The organism is Extensimonas perlucida (assembly GCF_007655255.1).
GTDB classification, from domain to species: domain Bacteria; phylum Pseudomonadota; class Gammaproteobacteria; order Burkholderiales; family Burkholderiaceae_C; genus Extensimonas; species Extensimonas perlucida.
In genome coordinates, this window is sequence record NZ_VMYE01000003.1 from 1 (window position 1) to 15,766 (window position 15,766).

The window sequence follows — 15,766 nt, forward strand, 5'->3', positions numbered from 1 at the left end:
CAAGGCGATCATCATGGTGTACGGGCTCCTTTGCTGGCTTGCTCATGTTCCTCAATCAGGGCTTGCAAAACGGCACGAGCCATGAACAGGGGGTAGCGGCGGGAGTCTATACAATCGTCAGGGATGCGACACGTAGGTGACGCGGCCCTGCGCGTCGGTGCAGACCACGGCGTCGGCGATGGCCTGCAGCGTCAGGCGCATGCGTTCTTTCTCCTCGAACAGCTCGTCCTCCATGCGCTTGCGTTCGGTGATGTCGGTCACCTGCACGAAAAATCCGCGCACTGCGCCGTCCTCTACGTCGGGGATGCAGACCGCGAGGTAATGGCGCTCCTCGTCGGGCGCATTGCCCATGGAATACTCGAACACCTGCCTGTGCCCCTGCAAGGCCTGGTCGATGTAGCGCTGGTACTGCGCCATCCACTGTTTGCCAATCAAGCGGCTCAGGTGCATGCCCGCCACCTGCGCGGGCGGAACGCCAAACCAGTCCTCGCAGGCATGGTTGATGAAGCGGTTGTGCAAGTCGGCATCCCAATAGCCAATCAACGAAGGCACGTTGTCGAGAATGGTGCGCAGCTGGTGCTCGGCCTCGCGCAGTTGCGCGGCGATGCGCTCGCGCGCGCTCAACTGCCGCGTGAAGAGCCAGGCCAGGCCAATGCTGCCCCCCATGAGCAGCACGGCAAAAGCGCCCAGCGTCCAGGCATTGCGCCGCCAGGGCTGCAGGATGGTGTCGTGCGACTGGGCCACGCCCACGACGAGCGGATAGGCGCCGACGCGGCGGAATGTATATAAGCGGTATGCGCCATCAAACGGCGTGTGCTCGAGCAGGGTGCCGCTGCGGCGCGACTGCACGTAGCGCATGCTCTCACTCCCAGCCACGCTCTTGCCCACACCCGTGCCATCGTAAGGGAAGCGCGCCAGAAAGGTGCCCTCGAGCGTGATCAGGTTGATGCCGCTGTCAGGCCCCAGCTCCACCTCGCTGAAGATGGATTGAAAGTAGCGCAGCGGAATCACGCCCACGACCACGCCGGCAAAGCTGCCGTCGGGGTTGTAGTAGGCGCGCGCGAGCGGCAGGCTCAGTTGCTGCGTGGTGCGTGCCACGATGGGCCGGCCCACGTAGAGCCCGCGGTACAGGCCCGTGCGCATGGCCTGGAAATATTCGCGGTCTGCCACCTGAATCTGGCGCGGCACCACGCCGCGGGCATCGAGCACGGCGTGGCCGCGCTCGTCGGTGACCAGCACGTCGTCGATGTTTTGCGCGCGCAGCAGGTTGCCGAACAGCACGCGCTGGCGCATGTCGGGCGGCAGTGCCATGACATTGGAGCGCCCGAGCTCGAACACCACGTTCTGCAGCGCCTCGTCCAGTGTCTCCAGCCCCCGCACGATGCCGATCTCGAGCGCGCGCGCGAGGTTCGCGTTGCTACGTTCGGCATACGCCAGCGCGTCCGCGTGCATGGTCCAGATGGCGCGCGCAAACAAGCCGCCGATGCCCAGCGAAACGAACACGGCGAGCCACACGAGGCGGCGGGAGAGAAAGCGCAGCAAGGAAGACATGCGGGAAAAACGGGCGATGCAGATTCAGGCGCAGAGCAATAGGACTCGCCATGGCGCCGGCGCCACGGTGCTTGCACAAGCCAAGGAGCCTGTCGGGCTTTGGAATCGTCGGCTGCGAATGTGCCGCAGCGGCCCATTTTTTACCGTCTTCTTGCCCCATAGCACCACTATGGGGCTGCGAATCCGGCAAAAACTGGTCTCGCTGGGGCACCTTCTCGCTTTCGACGCCCAAAGCCCGACAGGCTCCTAGGAGCCTGTCGGACTTTGGAATCGTCGGCTGCGAATGCCCCGCCGCGGCCCATTTTTTACCGTCTTCTTGCCCCATAGCACCACTATGGGGCTGCGAATCCGGCAAAAACTGGCCTCGCCGGGGCACCTTCTCGCTTTCGACGCCCAAAGCCCGACAGGCTCCTAGGGGGTAGATTGTAAGAACCGGCCTCTTTTGCTGCTTTCAGTGCCCGGCGCGCACCTCGGCCCCGCGCACCTCGAAGCGCAGTTCGTCGAGCACGCCGCCCTGCGCGTCGGCCAGCTGCAGCACATGCCGCCCCGGCCAGGGCAGCCAGGACACGCGCGCGCCGCGGCCCAGCGGCTTGCCGTCGAGGCGCCACTGCGCGCGCGCACTGCCCGGGCCCGCGGCGCGCAGCTGCAGACGCTGGCGCGCGGGTGGGACGTCGGGGTCGAGCGCGATGATGCTGCCCGGCGTGGGCGCGGTGATGCGCGCCGTGGCCTGTCCCGATGGGCCGCATGCCGTTGGCATGGAATTCTTCAAGCCTTTTGGGCCTCTGGCGCTTTTCCCATCTGCGTGACAAGCTCCTGTATCAATAGCAAAAACGGCCTGCTCGGTGCCTGCGATGAACCACTCCTCGCGCGCGGCTTCGGGCGCCGCATCAAGTGCTGTACCCGGCGCGGCAAAGCGCACCGCCACCCGCCGCACACCCGGTGGCGGCGCCGGGGCGCGGCTGGGCTCGTGCGCGTGCAGGTAGCGCATGAGGGCCGCCCAGACAGGCGCGGCGCCGCTGCTGCCGCTCACCTCGTGCATGGCGGCGCCGCTCGCGTTGCCCACCCACACGCCCACGGTGTAGCGCTGCGACCAGCCCAGCGCCCAGTTGTCGCGCATGTCCTTGCTCGTGCCTGTCTTGACCGCCGTCCAAAAGCGCGTGGCCAGCACGCTGTCGGTGCCGAAGGTGGGCGCGCGCGCATTGCCGTCGCTGAGGATGTCACCCACGATGAAGGCCGCGCGGCCATCGAGCACGCGCTGCAGGCCTGCGGCTTGCTGCGCGCTGGCCGCCGGCTGCAGCCGCAGCGGCCCCGTGCGCCCGCCCAGCGCCAGCGTGCGGTAGGCCTGGGTCAGCTGCAGCAGCGACACCTCGGGGCTGCCCAGCGCAAGGCTGTAGCCAAAGTAGCCACCGCTCTCGCGCAGCGGCAGCCCCAGCGTGCGCAGCTGCTGGTGGAAGGCGTCGGGCGACACGAGCACCAGCGTGCGCACCGCGGGCACGTTGAGCGAGGCCGCGAGCGCCGTGCGCACCGACACCCAGCCGCGAAAGCGCCGGTCGTAGTTCTGCGGCACGTACAAGCCCCCCGGCGTGGCGATGGCCGTGGGCGCATCGTCGAGCAGCGAGGCCGCGGTCAGGCGGTTTTCCGCGAGCGCCTGCGCGTACAAAAAAGGCTTGAGCGTGGAGCCCGGCTGGCGCAGCGCCTGCACGCCATCGACCTCGGCCGCCTGGCTCAGCGTGCCCGACGAGCCCACCCAGGCAAGCACCGCGCCGCTCGCGTTGTCCAGCACCAGCACCGCGCCGTCCTCCACGCCGCGCCCCTGCAGCTCGCGCAGCTGCTGCGTCAGGGTCTGCACGGCAAAGCGCTGCAGCCCGGCGCGCAGGCTGCTGCGCAACTGCGTGGACGTGACTGTGGGCGCAGGTGTGGGTACGGGCACGGGTACGGCGGCGCCCTGCTCTTGCGCCCCGGCACGGCCTGCGGGCTGCGCGCGCAGCGTGCGCAGCAGGTAGCGCATGAAGTGCGGCGCCACGCCCGCGCTCGCGTCCCAGGCGCGGCGCTGCAACATGGCCGCGGTGTAGGCGTCCAGCCCGGCGCAGACGCTCTGGGGGCTGGCCTGAACGTCGCTGCGGGCGTCGCTTGGGGGCCTGCCTTGCCGGGCACTGCCGGTCTGCCCCGGCCCCTGCGGCCCCTGCGGCCCCTGCGGCCCCTGCGGCCCCTGCGGCCCCTGCGGCAGCAGCGCCTGCAGCGCCTGCAGCACCGTGCAGGCACGCCGCGCGACCAGCTCGGCACGCGCATTGGGCGCGCGCACCAGCGCCGCGGCAATGGCGGCCTCGCGCGCGTCCAGCCCCTGCGCGGCCTTGCCGAACAGGCTGCGGCTGAGCGCGTCTATGCCCACGATTTCGCCGCGAAACGGCACCAGATTCAGATAGGCCTCGAGGATCTGGTCCTTGCGCCAGCTTTTTTCGAGCCGCTGCGCCGCCACGCCCTGGCCGACTTTCTGCGCGAGCGTGCGCCCGCCGGGGCCGGCGCGCCAGTCGGCGTCGAGCAGTCCCGCGAGCTGCATGGTGATGGTGCTTGCGCCGCGCGTGCGCTGGTGCCACAGGTTGCCCCAGGCCGCCGCCGAGACGGCGCGCCAATCGACGCCGCTGTGCGCGTAAAAGCGCTGGTCCTCGCTGCGCACCAGCGCCTCGCGCAGCGCGGGCGACATGTCGGCCAGCGCCACCCACTGGCCACGGCGCACGCTCGCGTCGGTGCGCAGGCGCTGCAGCTCCTCGCCCTCGCGCGAGAGCAGCACGGTGTCGGAGGGGCGAAAGCTGCCTTTGACCTCGTCGAAGCTGGGCAGGGCGTGGGCGGCCTGTGCGCACAGCCACGCGAGCACGGCAGCTGCAGCGCCACGCCTGCAGCCGTGAAACCAGCCGCGCCTGCGCACCGTGGCCACCATGAGCGCCACCATGACCACCCCTCAGCGCGCCGCCTCCACGCGCAGGCGGGGGTTGGGCAGTTCACCGAACATCTCGGGCGCGTACAGCGCCTCGGCGCGCGTGGGCGGCAGGGCGAAGTCGCCCACGTTGTGCAGGCGCAGCGTGTATTCGAGCTTCACCGTACCTTTGGGCAGGTACTCGTAATAGCTGCGGAACGCCTCGAAGCTGCGCTCCTCGAACGCGGGCCAGCCGGGGCCGGAGCGCTTTTCGCCCTGCGTGAGCATTTCGGAATCGCGCCCCAGGCCGCTGCCGAGGATGCTCGCGCCGCCCGGGATGGGGTCGGTGATGGCCACCCAGCTCATGTCGGCCGTGCTGGTGATCTCCAGCGTCACGCGCAGCACGTCGCCGCGCGTGTAGCGGCCTGCCGGCAGCGCCTTGTGGGCCAGATCGATCGGGGTCACGGTCTTGCGGATGGTGTAGCCGGCGCTGAACGGCGCCGTGCGCTCCACGGCGGCGAGCGCGCGCAGCGTGAGCCAGGGCCTGCCCGTGCCCTGGTGCACCACGCTCAGGCGCTGCGGGCCTTCGGCCTTGCCCCAGGGCAGGAACATGCGGTTGTTCTTCAGGCCCTCGGGCGCGGCTGGCGCGCCGAGCTGCGCCCTGGCGCCTGCCGGGCTGGGCTGGTGCGGCGTGCCTGCGGCGTCGCCGGGCGTGGCGCGCGCCACGCGGGCCCAATCGACGCTGGCCGTGCGCGGGCCCAGCATGGCGCGCGTGTGCCCGCTGACGGGCGCAGACTCGAACCTGGCGCTGAACTTTTCGAGCGCGAGCCCGCCCCAGAGGTTGGCCGTGGTGGTGTGCCAGGCGCCGCCCTGCTGGCGCGCGATGAAGCCGTTGGCCAGGCGGCCCAGATCGGCCTGCCACGCCGGGTCGTTCAGCACGGCGAGCAGCAGGCGCGCGGCGTTCACGTCGCCGTTTTGCATCAGCCACCACCAGTAGTCGTCCTGCTCGGAGCTGAAGACGAGCTTGCTGCCCTGGTACGCCAAGCGCGCCTTGAGGATTTGCGTGGCTTCGCTCAGGCGCTGCGCGCGCTGCGGCAGCTCGGGCACGCGGCGCAGGATGTTCAGCCAGTCGATCACGCTGTGCGTGGGCCATTCGTTGGGGGCGATGCGCACGCTCTCGAGCATGCGCGCCTGCGCCTTGCCGTAGCGCGACAGGGCTTCGATGGCGGCGAGCTTGCGCATGTCCAGGTCTTTGCGCGGGCTCCAGAAGTTGCGCTCTATGCGCCCTTCGACGAAGGCGATCAGTCCGCGCTCGAGCGGCGCGCGCACGGCGTCGGGCAGCGCGAACACGGGGTCCAGCCCCGCGGCTTCGTGCGTGGCCGCGAGCAGGTAGGCCGTGAGCGTGTCGCTGCCGCGGTTGGCACTGCCACTTTGCGGCGGGAAGTAGTTGGCGAGCCCGTCGTCGTCGAGGTAGCTGGGCAGCTGCGCGAGCACGGTCTGCCAGAGCCTGCCGTCGCGCATCCCCACGGCCTTGCTCACCTTCTGCTCGAGGCAGACGAAGGGGTAGTCGGCAAACCAGGCGCGCACGCCGGGCAGACCTTCGGCCAGGCGCGGCACGAGCGCGAGTTCCACGCCGCCGCGCCGGGCGCCTGCCGGGTTGGCGGGGTCGGCCAGCGCGCCGGCCGGCGGCGCGACCTCGGTCTGCCAGGTCTGCAAGCTGCCGCCCAACTGCACCAGCGTCGCCTGCTGCACCGCCAGCGGCACTGCGGGCAGCACGCGCTGGCTCAGCTTGAGCGCGTCCTGCGCACCCGAGATGCGGTCGCGCGCCGCCACCTCCCACAGCAGCGCGCCGGCGCGCAAGGATGCGAGCGCGGCCGGCGCGGTGACGTTCCACGCGATCTCTCGTGCCGCGCCGGCGGGAATGGCGACGGTCTGCTTGTCGAGCATGAGCAGCGTGGCGCGCGGCGTCACTTCGACCTGCATGGCGCGCGCCGTGGTGTTGCGCAGCGTGAGCTGGGCGCGAAACTGGTCGCCCGCGCGCACGAGCGGCGGCAGGCCGCTGATGATCTGCAAGTCCTGCGCGCTGCGGATGCGGGTGCTGCCCGTGCCGAACAGGCCCGTGCCCGCATCGGCCACGGCGACGACCTCGAAAGTGCTGAGCGCGTCGTTGAGCGGCACCGTGAGCGTGGCCTGGCCTTGGGCGTCGAGCTGCACGGCGGGCTGCCACAGCAGCAGCGTGTCGAACAGCTCGCGCGTGCTGCTGTGCCCACCGCCGTCGCCACCCGCGGGCGCGGCCTTTTTGCCGTAGTGGCGCCGGCCTACGATCTCCATCTGCGCGGTGGCCGTCTGCACGCCCCAGCTGCGGCGCTGCAGCATGGCGTCGAGCAGGTTCCAGCTGGTGTTGGGCATGAGTTCGAGCAGCGCCCTATCGACCGCGGCCACGGCGACCTCGGCGTGTGCGGCGGGCCTGCCGTCGGGCAGCGTGGCGGCGATGCGCACCTGCGCCTTGCCACGCACGGGGTAGCTGGCTTTGTCGGCCTGCACCTGCACCTGGAGCTGGTGCGCACGCGCACCGACCTGGATTTCGGCCATGCCCAGGCGGAAGGACGGCTTGCTCAGGTCCACCAGCGCGCTGGGCGCCTGGTATTCGCGCCCCTGCGACCAGAAGGCGTGCCACCAGGCGCGCGGGCTGCGGTAACCCCAGGTGAAAAAGCTGTACCAGGGCACTTCGTACAGGCGCCCGCGCAGCGCGAGCACGCTCACATACACGTTGGGGCCCCACTCGGGGCGCACCTGTAGGCGCACGGTCGGGTCTTTGCCGCTGAGCTGCAGCACCTGCGTTTGGAGGACGCCTTCGCGCTCCACGCTCACGAGCGCCGTGGCCTCGCGAAACGGCATGCGCACCTGAAAGCGCGCGGTCTCGCCGGGCTGGTAGCTCTTTTTCTCGGGCAGCACGTCCATGCGGTCGTGGTCGGTGCCGCCGAACCAGAGCTCGCCGTGGCGCGTGATCCAGACCGAGGTCGCGGCTTCGCTGGTGTTGCCCTCGCGGTCGGTGGCCGTGGCCACGAGTTCGACCTCGCCGGCCTGCTCCAGCAGCGGCGCGCACAGCAGCAGGCCGCGTGCATCGCTCTTGCCGCTGCAGACCGTGCCCAGGTCTTTGCTTTCGCGCCGGTTGTCGTAGCTGTAAAAGCCGCCCACCAGGCGCTTGCGCGTGCTCGTGGTGGTGTGCAGTATGGCCTGCACCTGCAGCAGCACGCCGGCCTGCGGCTTGCCGTCCAGCCCCAGCGCGAGCGCCTGCAAGGGCAGTTTCTGGCGCGCCGACACCCAGCCTTCGGCCTTGATGCCGGCCAGCACGCGCGCGGGCCAGAGGGCGTGCGTGCTGCGCAGGGTCTGCAGCTCGCCGTTGGGGTCGGCGTAGCTGGCTTCGAGCAGCAGCTCCTGCGGCGCGCGCAGTGCGGGGAGCTTTTCGAGCGTGAGCTTGCCCGCACCTTGCGCGTCGAGCGTGAGCGGCAGCTTGTCGGCCACCACACGCGCCTGGGGCAGGCTGCCGCTGCTGCCGCCGTCGTCGTCCACGCCCTCCATGCCTTCGTCCGCAAGGTCCGCCGCGTCCGCGTCCACACCGGCGTGCGCCGCGCGCGGGCGCGGTGGGCGGAAGCTGAAAGCCTCGTAGGCGCCAAACTGCACCGCCTTGTCGCGCAGCAGCGCCGACACGCGCAGCGGCAACTGCGCCGCCGGGCCGCCGGCCACGTAGTGCAGCTGCACGGCCACGGGCAGGGTGCGCGGGCGCACCAGCGGCGGGCTGGGCACGGGCGCAATCTGCCCCGCGAACACCGGCAGGCGGAACTCCTCCACGCGGAACTGCCCCGCCTCCAGCGTGCGCCCGTTGGCCGCCGAGCTGCGCAGCTCCACCGCGTAGCGCCCGAGCTTGGCCGCGGGCGGTATCTGGAAGCTGCTGAGCGCGCTGCGCCCGCCCGTGGCCGTGCGGTACCACGTGAGCGGCTGCTGGTATTGCTGGCCGCTGCCCAGGTGGGTGATGACCAGCGTGTCGGGGTTGCGTTCAGGCAGACCAAAGCCCGCGCGGGTCTGCGTGCGCAGCAGGTGTTTCATGGACACCGTCTCGCCCGCACGCAGCAGGGTGCGGTCGAACACGGTGTGCGCGCGCAGGTCGGGCTGCGCGTCGCTGCTCGTGGGTACGCCAAAGCGCCAGGGCTCTATGCCGCGCTGCCAGCCACTCCAGACGAAGGCCATGTCCTCGCCGCCGCCCGCGGCGTCCTGCACGCGCGCGCTCACGAAGTAACCGCTCGCACTGCCCTCGCCCCCCTCGTAGGAATCGTCGTCCTCGTCGGCTTCATCACCCCTGCGGTGGCAGGACGGCGGCTCGGGCGAAAGACCCGTCAGGCGCGCCACGCCCTGCGCGTCGGTGCGCGCCGTGGCGAGCGCGCGGCCCTGGCAGTCAGAAACACGCACCTGCGCACCGGCCACGGGCTGGCCCTTGTCCAGCGCGGTCACCCAGGCGAGCGCGTTGTCGCGCCCGAGCTTGAAGTGCACGCCCAGGTTGGTGACGAGCGCCGAGGTGCGCACCACCATGCGCCGCTGCGCGCCATAGCGAGCGTCTAGGAGCCCGCCGGACTCTGGAATCGGCGGCTGCGAATGCGCCGCAGCGGCCCATTTTTTACCGTCTTCTTGCCCCATAGCACCACTATGGGGCGGCGAATCCGACAAAAACTGGCCTCGCTGGGGCGCATTCTCGCTTTCGACGCCCAAAGTCCGGCGGGCTCCTGGCAGCCCTCCGCCGAGCACGGACGAGGCGATCTCCACCACGTGAAAACCTGGCGCGAGCGGAATGCCCACGACTTCGAAGGGGCGCAGCGCGGACTTCGCGGGGCGCGGCAGTTCGAGCTCGCGCACGCCGCGCTGGCCGTCGAGCAGCGAGAGCATGCGCGTCTGCACGCGCTGCGCATCGTCCCTGTCGAGCACCGGCGGCAGCGGCCCGCGCACGTCGCGCTGCGCCTGGCTGCGCGGCACGCTGAACTGGTTGTAGCGCAGCACCTTGCGGTACCAGGCGATGATGTCGGCGTCGCTGCGCGGCTGCAGCGTGCGCACGCGGTTCTGTGCCTGCCCCTGCGTCGCCCCCTGCGTCGCCCCCTGCGTCGCCCCCTGCGCCGGCCCTTGCGTCGGCTGCGGCACGCGCAGGTCTTGCGCGCGCAGCGCAGCTTCGACATTGCGCAGCGTCACGGGCAGCAGCGCGGGTACTTTGTCCTGCTCGCCGCGCGCCGGCGTGCCCTCGGCGTAGCGCTCGATCACGCCGAACGGCGCCGCGGCAAACTTGGCCAGCGGCGGCAGCGGCCCCGTGGCCACGGCGAGCGGAAAGCTCGCGGCGTTGCGCAAAGGGCGGCCCGCGGCGTCGTGAAACTCTTTGGGCAGCTGCAGCGTGAAATGTGTCTGTGGCGGCAGCGGCGCGGCAAACTGCACGCGCTGCACCAGATCGTCGCGCGTCGCGGCGCTGCCATCCTGCGCGCTGCCCTCGCCCGCGCCACCTTCGTCGAAAGTCGGGCGGCGCACTTCGGTTGCCGAGCGCAGCGTGATGGCCGCCGCGAGCTTGCGCGGCACGGGCGCGTTGAAAACCAGCGTGAGCGGCCGTATCGGCAGGCAGGCCGCCTGGGCGTTTTCGCGCTCGCAGCGCAATTCCGCCTCAAAGGGCGCGCGCACGCGGTAGTCGAAGCGCTTTTCCACACGGTTGACGACGCCGCTGGGCGTGGCCACCCCGGCGCCGAACACCAGCTGCATGCGCGTGCCCGAGGGCAGGCGACGCTTGCAGGCCAGCGTGAGGTACTGCTGCGGCTGCTGCGCCGCGGCCCTTTCGAGCCCGAGTGCGTGCAGCAGTTCGGCGCGCGGTTTGCCCACGACGGGCTGCACGTCCACGCGCTCGCCCACGCCTTCGAGCGCGCACCAGACATGCTGCTGCACGCTCTGCGCCGTGGCCGGGCCGTTGAGCTGCAGCACGAAATACTGCTCCTCGTCCACGTCCTGGTAGGTGCCCGGCAAAATGCGCTGCACAAACGGCCCGCCGGTATTGAATTGATAGCTTCTTGTGCCCGTCAGTTCTTCGCCAGAGGCCGATTTGAACCCCGGTCTGAAGGTGGCCGTGCAGCGCACGCCGGGCGGCAGATCGCGCCCGAAGTCGAACGCCCATTCGCGCTCGTTGTTCCAGTGCCCCGCGCCCTGGGCCGCCGCCGCGTCGCTGCAGCTCAACTGCAGCGGGGCCGGCGCGGCTGCGTCGCCAAAGGCCACGGCCGGGCGGTCGAACTGCACCACCACCTGGCGCACGCGCGCCACCTCGCCTTGCGGCACGAAGCTCTTGACCTGCAGCGCCTGCGCGCCCGGCGCCGCCAGCAAGCCCAGTGCGCACAGCCAAAACGCGCGGGCGCGCGCACCGCGCGGCGCAGCGCCAACCGCGGCGGCAGTGGCGTCTGCACGCCCCGCCTGCGCCGACCTGTCGAAAAAGCAAAAGCGGCGCAGGAAGGCAAGCATGGCTAGCCCTTACATACCAAGCCGCGCGCGATGTCGGGCGATTTGCGCGCGCACCTGCGCGGGCGCGGTGCCGCCCAGCGTGTTGCGCGCGTTCAGCGAGCCGCGCAGGCTCAGCACCTCATAGACGTCGGGGCCGATCGCGGGGTGAAAGCCCTGCAGCACCTCGAGCGGCAGCGCGGCCAGGTCGAGCTGGCGTGCCATCGCCTCCTTGACGGCATGCGCCACGGTTTCGTGCGCGTCGCGAAACGGCAGGCCTTTTTTGACCAGGTAGTCGGCCAGGTCGGTCGCCGTGGCGTAGCCGCGCAGCGCCGCCTGCTCCATGGCCTGCGCGTTGACGCGGATGCCGCCGCTGCGGGCGCCCGTGGCCGGGTCGGTCTGGCCGCCCACCATCTCGGCGAAGATGCGCAGCGTGTCCTTGAGCGTGTCAACGGTGTCGAACAGCGGCTCCTTGTCTTCCTGGTTGTCCTTGTTGTAGGCGAGCGGCTGGCCCTTCATGAGCGTGACCAGGCCCATCAGGTGCCCCACCACGCGCCCCGTCTTGCCGCGTGCGAGCTCGGGCACGTCGGGGTTCTTCTTCTGCGGCATGATGGAGCTGCCCGTGGTGAAGCGGTCGGCAATCTGGATGAAGCCGAAGTTCTGGCTCATCCAGAGGATCAGCTCCTCGCTCAGGCGGCTGATGTGCACCATGCACAGGCTCGCGGCGGCGCTGAATTCGATGGCAAAGTCGCGGTCGCTCACGGCGTCCAGGCTGTTTTGGCACACGCAGGGGCGGCCCTGCGCATCCACCATGCCCAGCGTGCGCGCCACGCGCTCGCGGTCTAGCGGGTAGCTCGTGCCCGCGAGCGCCGCCGCGCCCAGCGGCAGGCAGTTGACGCGCCGGCGCACGTCCTGCATGCGCTCGGCGTCGCGCGCGAACATCTCCACATAAGCGAGCATGTGGTGCGCAAAGCTCACGGGCTGGGCCACCTGCAGGTGCGTGAAGCCGGGCAGGATCACTTCGACATGCGGCTCGGCCACGGCCAGCAGCGCGCGCTGCAGCTCGGCGAGCAGGCCGAGGATCAGGTCGATCTCGCCGCGTAGCCACAGGCGCACGTCGGTGGCCACCTGGTCGTTGCGGCTGCGGCCCGTGTGCAGGCGCTTGCCCGCGTCGCCCACGAGCTGCGTGAGGCGCGCCTCGATGTTCAGGTGCACGTCTTCGAGCTCGAGCTTCCACGCAAAGCTGCCGGATTCGATCTCGGCGCGGATCTGCGCCATGCCGCGCTCGATGTCGGCCAGGTCTTGCGCGCTCAGGATGCCCTGCGCGGCGAGCATTTCGGCGTGCGCGAGGCTACCCTGGATGTCGGCCTGCCACAGGCGCTGGTCGAAAAACACGCTGGCCGTATAGCGCTGCACCAGCTCGCTCATGGGCTCGGAAAACAGCGCCGACCACGCCTGCGCCTTGGTGTCGAGCTGGTTCGCAGAGGCGGGCGCGGGGGAAGAATGGGGACTGGGGGACGTGGGCATGGGGAGGCAATAATCCGTTGAATGACACAACCGGCGCCGCCGGATGCCGCAAGTGCGAGAGCCGCAAATGCCAGAGCCGCAGATTTTATCGACGCCGCAAAATGCTCCTGTATCGGGAGCTGCTTACGCTGACGTAACAGTCACAAACGCATAAAAAACCTCGAAATGCCAGGCCCACCAGCAAACCCACCCGCAACTGCGCGCGGCAAATCGGCCCATGCGGCCGTGCTGGTCTTCGACGCCTGCGAAGTCGGCCTGGTGCTGCGCGCCGTGCTTTTCGTCGAAACCGTGCTCGGCGTGGGCGCGCTGTTTGGCGCGGGCAGCGCGCGCGAGTGGCTGCTGCGCCTGATGCTGCTCACCGGCGGCGCGCTGCCGGCCACGCTGGCCTGGCTGCTCACGGCCTGCAGCCTCAAGAAAACGCTGCAGCGCCTGGCCACCGCCGGGCAATACGCTGCGGGCGTGCTGCTGGGCGCGCTCGCGGGCCTGATGGCCTGCGCCATGCTGGCGCTGGCTGGCGTGGCCGGCGGGGGCACGGCGCCGCCCTGGCTCGCGAGCGCGGCCAGCGGCGCGCTGCTTGCGGCGCTGCTCGTCACGGCGCTCGTGCTGCGCGCCCGCGGGCGCACGCCGGCCGCCACGGCGGCGCGCCTGGCCGAGCTGCAGGCGCGCATCCGCCCGCACTTTCTGTTCAACACGCTCAACAGCGCCATCGCCCTGGTGCGCGCCGAACCGGCCAAAGCCGAGACGCTGCTCGAAGACCTGAGCGAGCTGTTTCGCCACGCGCTCGCCGAGCAGGGCGAATCGGTCACGCTGGCCGAGGAGCTGCGGCTGGCGCGCCACTACCTCGACGTGGAGGCCGTGCGCTTCGGCCCGCGCCTGCAGGTGCAATGGCAGCTGGACCCGCGTGCCGACGCCGCACGCCTGCCACCCCTGCTGCTGCAACCGCTGGTCGAAAACGCCATCCAGCACGGCGTGGAGCCCAGCCCACGCGGCGGCAAGCTGCGCATACAAACCGAGCTGCGCGGCAGCCGCGTGCGCGTGCGCATCACCAACACCCTGCCCGCGCCCGCCAGCGCACCGCCTGCAGCGCCCCCCGCCGCGCAGCGCCGCGGCCACGGCATGGCCCTGGCCAACGTGCGCGCACGCCTCGCGCTGCTGCATGACCTGCAGGCGAGCTTCAGCGCCGGCGTGCAGGACGGCCTGTACGAGGTCTGCATCACCCTGCCCGCGCCACGGCAGCCGCTACGGCAGCCACGGCCAGCACCGCGCCGGGCGCAAACGCACGCGCCCACGCCCACGCCCACGCCCACGCCCACGCCCACGCCCGAAGCCACCCCGCCGCCATCCAACGAGCAGTCCCATGCACATCCTGATCGTTGACGACGAAGCCCTGGCGCGCAGCCGCCTGCGCACTCTGCTGACCGACTGCGGCGAAAGCGGTGCAGGCCACTGCAGCGCCCACACCGTGGCCGAGGCCGAGAGCGCCGCGCAGGCGCTGGCCCTGCTGCAGCCCACGGGCGGGCGCGGCTTCGACCTGGTGCTGCTCGACATCCACATGCCGGGCTTGGACGGCCTGCAGCTTGCGCAACGCCTCAAGGCACTGCCCCACCCGCCCGCGCTCGTGTTCGTGACCGCGCACCCCGACCATGCACTCAGCGCCTTCGAACTCGACGCCGTGGACTACCTCACCAAGCCCGTGCGACGCGAGCGCCTGCAGCAAGCGCTGGCCAAGGCGCAGCGCCTCGCGGGCCAGTCCACCACCACCCCGCCCACCGCCAGCACCGGCGAAACCCTGCTGCTGCAGGACCGCGGCCGCACCGAGCGCCTGCCGCTGGCCGAGGTGCTGTATTTCAAGGCCGAGCAAAAGTACGTCACGGTGCGCACCAGCACGCGCAGTTACGTGCTCGACGGCGCCCTGAGCGAGCTCGAGCGCAAGTACCCCACGCAGTTCCTGCGCATCCACCGCAACGCCTTGGTCGCCCGCCGCGCCATCCGCGCGCTGGAAAAGCATTTCGACCCCCAAGAAGGCGAAGGCTGGGCCGTGCGCCTGCAGGGCCTCGTCGAGCCACTGGCCGTCTCACGCCGCCAGCTGGCGGCGGTGCGCGCGGAGCTGGAGGGCGGGTGAGAGCAGGTAGGTGGCGGGAAAAAACTCAATGCACATGCACCCCGGCGCTCACCAGCGTCACGAGCGCCATGCCGGCGAGCAGCCAGAACACCTGGCCTGCGGTCTGGCGCAGCGTGAGGTGTTTTTGCAGCTGCGGGATCAGGTCGGCGAGCGCGACGTAGATGAAGCTGCTCGACGCCACCGCCAGAAAGTACGGCAGGCCATCCTGCAAGCGATCGACCAAAAAATAGCCCACGACGCCGCCCAGCGCGGTCACGGCGCCCGCGAGCGACACCTTGAGCAGCGCCACGGAGCGGCTTGCGCTCGACTGGCCCAGCACCACCAGGTCGCCCATGTGGTGCGGCACCTCGTGCGCGAGCACCGACAGCGCCGCGATGACGCCCAGGCGCAGGTCGGCCACGAAGGCCGAGGCGATCAACATGCCGTCGCCGAAGCAGTGCACGCTGTCGCCCGTGAGCACCGCCCAGCCGCCCGCGGCACGCCCGCCGTGGCCCGCCTCGTGCGCCTGCGCGTGCGCAGGGTCGTGGGTATGGTCGTGCCCGTGCGCCTGCGGCTGGCCGTGCGCGTGCGCGAGGCCGTGCTCGTGCCCGTGGTGCCAGAGCTCGGCCTTGTCGAGCAAAAAGAAAAACACCACGCCCACGAGCAGCGTGGCAAAGAGCGCGTGCGCGTCGGCCTGGCTCTCGAAGGCTTCGGGCAACAGGTGCATGAACGCTGTCGCCAGCAGCCCGCCCGCAGCCAGGCTCAGCAAATTCTGCGGCCCCGCCCCGCCCTGCCCCGCGCCCCGCCCCGCGCGCAGCAGCAGCGCCGCGAGCCACACACTGCCTATGCCTGCCACGAGGGTGGCGGCGATGGTTGCTATCAATACCATTGCTGCTTGTGCTTTCTGTATCTTGGTTACGTACCGATTTTGACCAACATTTGGACGCCAGCCATTGGCCCAACCCATGTTAGCAAGCATGTCAAGCAAACACGACTTACGCAAATGGGGGTTAAGGCGTTCGCCCCGGGCAAAACACCTCGCTGCATCCTTGTTTGCGTAAGTCTAGGAGCCTGTCGGACTTTGGGCGTCGAAAGCGAGAATGCGCCCCAGCGAGACCAGTTTTTGCCGGATTCGCCGCCCCATAGTGGTGCTATGGGGCAAGAAGACG

At 70.5% G+C, this 15,766-nt stretch carries 7 protein-coding genes; 2 read left to right on the forward strand and 5 right to left on the reverse strand.

What is annotated here, in order from left to right:
- Nucleotides 1-117 precede the first annotated feature (117 nt).
- From FK527_RS03965 to argH, 4 genes are all read right to left on the reverse strand, one after another.
- On the reverse strand, nucleotides 118-1,551 hold the full coding sequence (locus FK527_RS03965) for a PAS domain-containing protein (RefSeq protein WP_144730058.1): 1,434 nt from the start codon (nucleotides 1,549-1,551) through the stop codon (nucleotides 118-120).
- Between the two features lie 451 nt (nucleotides 1,552-2,002).
- A complete protein-coding gene (locus FK527_RS03970; RefSeq protein WP_425460402.1) occupies nucleotides 2,003-4,498 on the reverse strand; it encodes a transglycosylase domain-containing protein in 2,496 nt (831 codons plus the stop codon).
- A 9-nt stretch (nucleotides 4,499-4,507) separates the two neighbouring features.
- Nucleotides 4,508-10,993 carry an alpha-2-macroglobulin family protein gene (locus FK527_RS03975; protein ID WP_246072665.1) on the reverse strand — a complete coding sequence of 2,162 codons (6,486 nt, stop codon included), beginning with the start codon at nucleotides 10,991-10,993 and terminating at the stop codon, nucleotides 4,508-4,510.
- A 9-nt stretch (nucleotides 10,994-11,002) separates the two neighbouring features.
- Nucleotides 11,003-12,496: an argininosuccinate lyase gene (gene argH / locus FK527_RS03980; RefSeq protein WP_144730062.1), complete on the reverse strand. Its 1,494-nt coding sequence runs from the start codon at nucleotides 12,494-12,496 to the stop codon at nucleotides 11,003-11,005.
- A gap of 165 nt (nucleotides 12,497-12,661) precedes the next feature.
- On the opposite strand from argH, the gene FK527_RS03985 reads away from it, so the two are divergent.
- Both FK527_RS03985 and FK527_RS03990 read left to right on the forward strand, forming a co-directional pair.
- The gene (locus tag FK527_RS03985) at nucleotides 12,662-13,873 is read left to right on the forward strand and encodes a sensor histidine kinase (protein WP_144730065.1); all 1,212 of its coding nucleotides are present in this window, start codon (nucleotides 12,662-12,664) and stop codon (nucleotides 13,871-13,873) included.
- Nucleotides 13,854-14,618, forward strand: a complete 765-nt coding sequence (locus FK527_RS03990) for a LytR/AlgR family response regulator transcription factor (protein ID WP_144730068.1) — start codon at nucleotides 13,854-13,856, stop codon at nucleotides 14,616-14,618. The genes FK527_RS03985 and FK527_RS03990 overlap by 20 nt, the downstream gene beginning before the upstream one ends.
- Before the next feature lie 25 nt (nucleotides 14,619-14,643).
- On the opposite strand, the gene FK527_RS03995 is transcribed toward FK527_RS03990, so the two are convergent.
- Entirely contained in the window at nucleotides 14,644-15,486 is an 843-nt protein-coding gene (locus tag FK527_RS03995; protein ID WP_144730072.1) for a ZIP family metal transporter, read from the reverse strand.
- Nucleotides 15,487-15,766 lie beyond the last annotated feature (280 nt).